Origin of the sequence: Ralstonia condita (genome assembly GCF_958405655.1) — a bacterium.
Taxonomy (GTDB): Bacteria; Pseudomonadota; Gammaproteobacteria; order Burkholderiales; family Burkholderiaceae; genus Ralstonia; species Ralstonia condita.
On record NZ_CATYWO010000012.1, the window covers coordinates 36,582 to 42,738 of the forward strand.

At 57.1% G+C, this 6,157-nt stretch carries 6 protein-coding genes; 2 read left to right on the forward strand and 4 right to left on the reverse strand.

The window, feature by feature from the left end; translation table 11 throughout:
• Positions 1-51: 51 nt before the first annotated feature.
• From R2N03_RS20765 to R2N03_RS20780, 4 genes are all read right to left on the reverse strand, one after another.
• Positions 52-378 carry a hypothetical protein gene (locus tag R2N03_RS20765; protein WP_238500782.1) on the reverse strand — a complete coding sequence of 109 codons (327 nt, stop codon included), beginning with the start codon at positions 376-378 and terminating at the stop codon, positions 52-54.
• 31 nt (positions 379-409) lie between these two features.
• Complete coding sequence (locus tag R2N03_RS20770) at positions 410-631, reverse strand: hypothetical protein (RefSeq protein WP_238500780.1); 222 nt, start codon at positions 629-631, stop codon at positions 410-412.
• Between the two features lie 348 nt (positions 632-979).
• Entirely contained in the window at positions 980-1,732 is a 753-nt protein-coding gene (locus R2N03_RS20775; protein WP_238500778.1) for a hypothetical protein, read from the reverse strand.
• An 82-nt stretch (positions 1,733-1,814) separates the two neighbouring features.
• Positions 1,815-3,161 (reverse strand): tyrosine-type recombinase/integrase, encoded by a 1,347-nt coding sequence (locus R2N03_RS20780; RefSeq protein WP_238500776.1) that lies wholly within the window; start codon positions 3,159-3,161, stop codon positions 1,815-1,817.
• Positions 3,162-3,541: 380 nt separating this feature from the next.
• Between R2N03_RS20780 and R2N03_RS20785 the strand changes: the two genes are divergently transcribed.
• Entirely contained in the window at positions 3,542-5,149 is a 1,608-nt protein-coding gene (locus R2N03_RS20785) for a DUF6538 domain-containing protein (protein WP_316659744.1), read from the forward strand.
• Positions 5,150-5,185: 36 nt separating this feature from the next.
• Positions 5,186-5,398 carry a hypothetical protein gene (locus R2N03_RS20790; RefSeq protein WP_316659745.1) on the forward strand — a complete coding sequence of 71 codons (213 nt, stop codon included), beginning with the start codon at positions 5,186-5,188 and terminating at the stop codon, positions 5,396-5,398.
• Positions 5,399-6,157: the final 759 nt, after the last annotated feature.

The window sequence follows — 6,157 nt, forward strand, 5'->3', positions numbered from 1 at the left end:
TTTTTCATATCTAGCCAAAAAAAATGAGGCGCTGAAGCGCCTCGCTGTTGATCAGATTTGCTCCCTGTCCCTCTTTAATAACTCGTCCCACTTTTTTTTGAACGTCACCGGCGAATACTTCGCTCCCAGTTTTTCGTAATGCTTGCGGATCTTCGTTAAGCTGACGCCAGCATTGAAGCGCTCCAATGCCTTTACGAAGTGCTCTTTCAATATTTCCTCCTTGTGAGCCTTACCATCCGCATCCAGATCATCCCAGCCATTTTCAAAATCGCCTGATTGGCTGACTCCACCCTCTTGCTCATCACGAGCAACCGCCTTTCCTTGCATATTCCCGAGAGCCGGAGACACGCCTGAGATCATTTCTTTTTCCTCACTCATGTTTTCTCCTGATTACGAGGCGGATTTGTCTCTAAGGTAGTTCGCAGTCGCCGCACCAAGAATGCGTGTCACGTTTCCACACAACTTCGTTCCAATCATCGTCGTCGTCCTGCTCAGGAGGATTCTCTTCAAGCTCCAGAGAAATTGCACAGGCGTCGATGTAATCCAGGTCGTCGAAGAAGTGATATCCCGGTTCACCAATTAAATCTCCGCCATATTGAAGATCGACCCCATTAATAAAATCCCCACGCACTTTTTATCTCCTTTCGCTCAGTTAGGTTGAGTTTCGTCATCGCACTACGCACACCGCGACGATATCGATGCGTCAACGAGAACGCCCACGCTATCCGCGCCAGCCAGAAGTGGTCAAGCGCCGAAAAATGAGCGCTGAGACGGCATCCATGCCGATCAATGTGGATGGATTTCGATCCATTTAGAGGTCGAAGCTTGGTTGGCAAAAATACAACAGGGAGGGGATGAAGCAGATTGCTCGTGCGGAGCGCACGCTAGCGTACGGCGAGCGAGGTGGCCGAGCCAAACACGCGAGAAAGATCAAATACTCGCGTGCTTGACTGGATACTTGAGATGAATAAGGGGAATACTATTTTTTAGCCGGCTCATCCGAAGCTGGGGGCTCACCGTTGAGCAATGCATTCACTTGCTCTACGGGCCAGTGCAGCCGTCCACTAGGAAGCTTTCTAGGGCGCACCCCATGATAGCTACCGTCCGCTGAGTACCGCTTGTGTAGAGTCTGCGGCTCGATGGCCAGAACGGCGGCGAACTCTTCTGTCGTCAGAAAATCCCGGTTCATCGGTACGGGCATCGGCGAACGACGCGAGGATTTCTTCTTTTTCTCGCCGGCTGCATCGGCAGGGTCAATGGTGCCCAACTGATCCATGAGCACATCGACAGCTTTTGCGGTGCGGGTCACATATTCGACTATCGGCAAGGGGATCACGTCGACCTGCGCAGCTTCGCGCCCATAGCCAAGAAGATTGCGGTACAACAGGAGCCACTCGGTCTCAATTGGCCAGTCCTCGCACCAACGCAAAAACTCGTACGGAGAAAGCTCGGTGGGCGTGACCACACCGTCTTTCTCCTCGTCCTCGCAATGCCATCCCCATTTCTCCCAAATCCGGCGAGCCTCAAGCAGGCGATCGGCACCAGCGATCCTGCCGTCAAGGCCCGTACCACTAGCGGGGATCTCCGTGCAATTGGGGGGCGGGTGGATGCCCGACAGAATCAATGCCCCTTCAACGGGGGTCCAGGTTGGGCGCTCCAGGTATTGCCTCAAGACGGCATAAAGCCGCCGCGCGGCAGCGATGCGTTCTTGTGGAGATAGATCGTCGGTCATGGCCCGCTAGATGGATTAACGCTTGCAAGATATATCGGCAGCGTTTGGCGATTCTATCGCGCGCCAAGTAGGGACCGGACCGTCACGGACCAGCGGGGCTTTCGAAAGAGATTCCAGCCTGCTCGAGCATCCATGCCTCGATCTTGTCGTGCCACATGCGGAGTAAGTCGAGCGGACGCCGCCGGTAGTGTTTCTCAGCAATTGCTGATGGCTTGTGCCCCTGGATTTGTGCGACCACACCAACAGGAACCTCGACCCACTCAGACAGCGTACCGAATGACCGACGCAGTCCATGCAGAGTTAGATGAGGCAACTCGGCTGCGGCAAGCGCCTTGTTGTGTGCGATTCGGGGCTCCGCAATCTTGCCATCCTCCGAAGTCTTGCTGGCGAATACCCAGGGCGACGGTTCCCACCTCTCCCCCTTTTCCGCTAGGCGTGCCAACTGGCGTTTGTTGGGCGGCGTCTCGTTCAACTGTTTCAGGTTCCCCAGCAATGTCGCCAAGTACGGCGTCAATGGAATAGTTCGCCCACCCGTCCCCTCGACCTTGTCATCGAGCACGACACTCCGCCAGCGAAAATCGACATCCTCCCAACGCAAACCCGCCCACTCTTCTCGACGAGCACCGGTTATGAGCAACCCCTGCAGGTATGCACTTTGAACCGGGCTGGTGATATTGCGAATGCCACAGAACCATGCCTGCAACTGCTCGCGTTGCAAGCAGTCCACTTTGATTGTGGGCTTCGTCAAGTGCTCCCGTATGCGCTTGTTCGTACAAACCTCAGATGAAGCCAAGTCTGCGAATTCGGTCTGCTCCTGGCACCATGAGATAAATGCCCGCAGCAGTGAGAATGCGAGTCGGGCCCGCGCGGGTCGTGTCTTCGCCTCTTCCGCAAGCCACACATCGACGGCCTCTCGCGTCAATTCAGACATGCGTAGCTCCATCAACGGTGCAAGCGGGCCAGCAACAATTTGGCGTCCGCCCTTCTTCGCTTGACGCCCTCCCGCCTCCGATAGCCGAATGTGGTCAAGATAGTGCCGATCGGACCATTTGTCCTTGCGAACATCCAAGTACCGCTGCCACGCTTTCGAAACGGACAGATCCTGTCGCCGGGCTTCAGCTTGCCGCGCCTCATGGGCGGCTTGCTGCTCCGCTCGCACTTCACGCGGATCTTTACCATCGTCGATCAACGTCTTCAGTCGTGCTGCCTCGGTGCGTGCTCGCCCCAAGTCCCACGCCCGAGCGTCACCGATTGTCACCCGGATCGTCTTGCGGAATAGACGCGACTCAAAAATGTAGGCCCGCGCGCCTGCCGCCGTGATACGCAACCCAAAGCCGGGCGTCTTAGCGTCCCAAAAAATAGTCTGCTGCTTGTTTGGCTCACATTGGAAGCCCTCAATCCGCGCCGCAGTAAAGTTCTGTTTGCTCACCCCGCTCCCCTATGTAGGCACCGTGTAGGCAAATCCTAGGGGAGTCAGTCAATCTCAGTCAAGGCAAAATCCGCAGAACATCGCCGCAAACCCTTATAATTCAGCCAATCAGATGCCTACACGGATATCGATCCATGAGAGAGAATCCCCAGTTCTTCGGAATCATAATCCGCAGGTCCGGGGTTCGAGTCCCTGATTCGCCACCACTCACTGGAAGGCCGCTGCTCCGCAAGGACCAGCGGCCTTCTGCTTTCCGAGACCCTTGATTTATAAGGGTTTCCGAGGTGCTGGCTCAAGTTTTTCCACTTGCCGACCGTAACAACGGACCGTAGCAATTTGCGTACGAATCCGCCCCGATAGGTCACCCAGTGGACAAAGCCTTGCAACAACCGTACCTCTACCAGCGACCCGACAGCGAAAAGTGGCAGTTCCGGCGCTCGGTCCCCAAGCACCTCCAAGCCTCCATCGGCAAATCGTCCATCACCGCCTCTCTGCGTACGCCCGACGCCAAGGTCGCCGCCAAACGCGCCCGTGAGTTGGCCGTGAAGACCGATAACCTTTTCGCTACCCATGAGGCCAGACTGCAGGCTGTCGACGAGACACCGCCCACGGCCGGCGTCGATGGCGATAAGCAACCACAAAAGCTCCAGCGCTGGATGATTCCGTCGCTCGTCGAACGATACAAAGCCGCGATTCTCGAGACGGATGAGTTCGAGCGGCCGAAAACGGTCGCTGACCTGCACGCCCGCCGCGCGGAGCTTACTCGGGAGCTCCAGGCACTCGAAGACGCTTGTGCAATTCAGGACATCTCATTCGCCGAATGCAATGCCCAGGACATGCTGGAAACGGAAGGTTTCGACGTCGCCACGACGGAGCCCAATCTGCTGCAGCATTACACCTTGCGGTTGATGCAGGCGGACCTGCAGGCCATCAAGAGTCAACTCAAGAGGCTGCAAGGCATCGAAGTGCCGACCCCCGAGATGCCGGCCGCCCCCGGCGAGAATGATAGTTGGGACCACTACCTGGACCATTGGGCCGGTGAGCGGCACCCTGAGCCCAAGACCCTTGATGAGGCCCGGTCACAGGTGACGCGGCTGCGGAAATTTTCCGGCGACCGGGCACCTGTTGAGCTCACCGCCGACGATATTCGTGACTACGCACGGTACCTCGAACAAAAAGAAGGCCTCTCGAAGAGCCGCGTCAAGACAATTTTTGCGCTGCTACGCCCTATCCTGGAGACGAACTTGGAGAGCGGTCTCACGGCCTTGTCGGCGAATCCCTTTGCAGAAGTCAAAATCCGGGTCTCCGCGAAACACAAGGAGGACCGCCAGCCATTCGAGTTGCCGCATCTCCGCCTTCTGTTCAAGACCGAGGTATTCACCGCAGGCAAGCGGCCCGCCAAAGGTGGTGGCGATGCCGCCTTCTGGCTACCGCTGCTTGCGGCCTTCAGCGGCGCGCGGGAGGAAGAGCTCGGCCAGTTGATGGTCTGCGACGTGGAAACGAGGAACCATCGCCTGTTCCTGCGCATCACGGACCTGGGCGAAGAACAAGGGGTCAAGAACACGGTCTCGAAGCGCCACATCCCTGTTCACAACGAACTGCTCAAAATCGGCTTTGGCAACTATGTCGAACTGATGCGGGCCGCCGGTCATGAACGACTTTTCCCGGACCTGAAGCCGAACAAGTATGGCGTGTTCACCGCCAAGTTCTCGACCTGGTTCAACGAATACCTGGACAGGTACGTTATCGACGATATTCGCTATAACTTCCACTCGTTCCGCCATACTTTTGAAGAGTACGGCGGCCGATGCGGACTCAAGGAATACCAAATCAATGGCATCCTGGGTCATCAACCCGAAGGTATGGCGGGCCGCTATGGGAAGAAACGTGCTGGCCGGCGTGTCTACGACCCCATGGAGCTCGCGGCGGGGATGGACCTTTACGAAATTAGGGACGTGGATTTTTCGCACCTCTACAACAGCTACTGACCATAGTGCAGCTACCTGCGGACGACGCTCGGCATCATGGACCAGCAACTGGTAACCTGTTCGTTCCGGCATACCGTCATTGACGAGGCCCTGGAAACCGGTATCTCAAAAGAGGGCGGAGACAATCTGATCGGCCACGCAGAAGGAGATAACCGAACCAAAAACGCCGGTGAAGCCTACTATGGCGCGCGCTGGTATTTCGCCAAGCCTTCACTGGAGGCGGTTATCCAACTCGATGGCCTGCACTAACTGCCGCAGGGTTTTCCGGCCTGGACTGAGTTTCAGAAGCGCAAAGCGGATTTCTCCCAGGTCGTCCGCTCGGCGAAGGCACTCCCCTTGAAGCGTGGCCGACGGATAGCTCCAATGATGTGGCACCGCAAGTCAGGCCTCTCAGGTGTATCACGCCTGGGAGGACATTACCCTCGACGTGTCGCAGCCCCCCGTCATGCGCACCGCTTACTCGCGCACGCTGCCGATCTTGGCTATGCCATCGTAGCTTCATAAAGACCTCTTCACTTCCCAACCTTGGCGGAGAGCGATATCGACTAGCGAGTCTGTACATAAGAACTCTCTTCAGAAAGAAGTTTTTATGCTTTGTTGGTGAAGCAGGGCGCTTGAAGGGCGAAGCATCCCCAAGCCGCAGCGTCGCTGCGGTTCGTGCTTCACCCGAGTGACCATGCCATGCCGGAGCCAGCGTCGCACCATCGAGCACGAGAGTCGGGACGATCCGCTCACGCACAGCCAGACTATTTACACGCATTCGTCACGTGCCAGTTCCCCTCTAGCTGTAGCACCCAGGGTGCGCCCATAACTGCCCGCTTGGCGCGATTGGGACGGTCGCGGTGGTCTACCCCTCTCCCCCGTCCAAGAGCCCCGGTGTCACCGTGGCTCATAGACGAATAGCAACGCGTTTTATACGTAAGCACCCGGTGAACCCGTCTTGCCAGCTAGGTGGCGCTGGGCGTCCAGCGATGCGGGAGCAGTTCGGCGATGTCGGCCGCCTTGTGG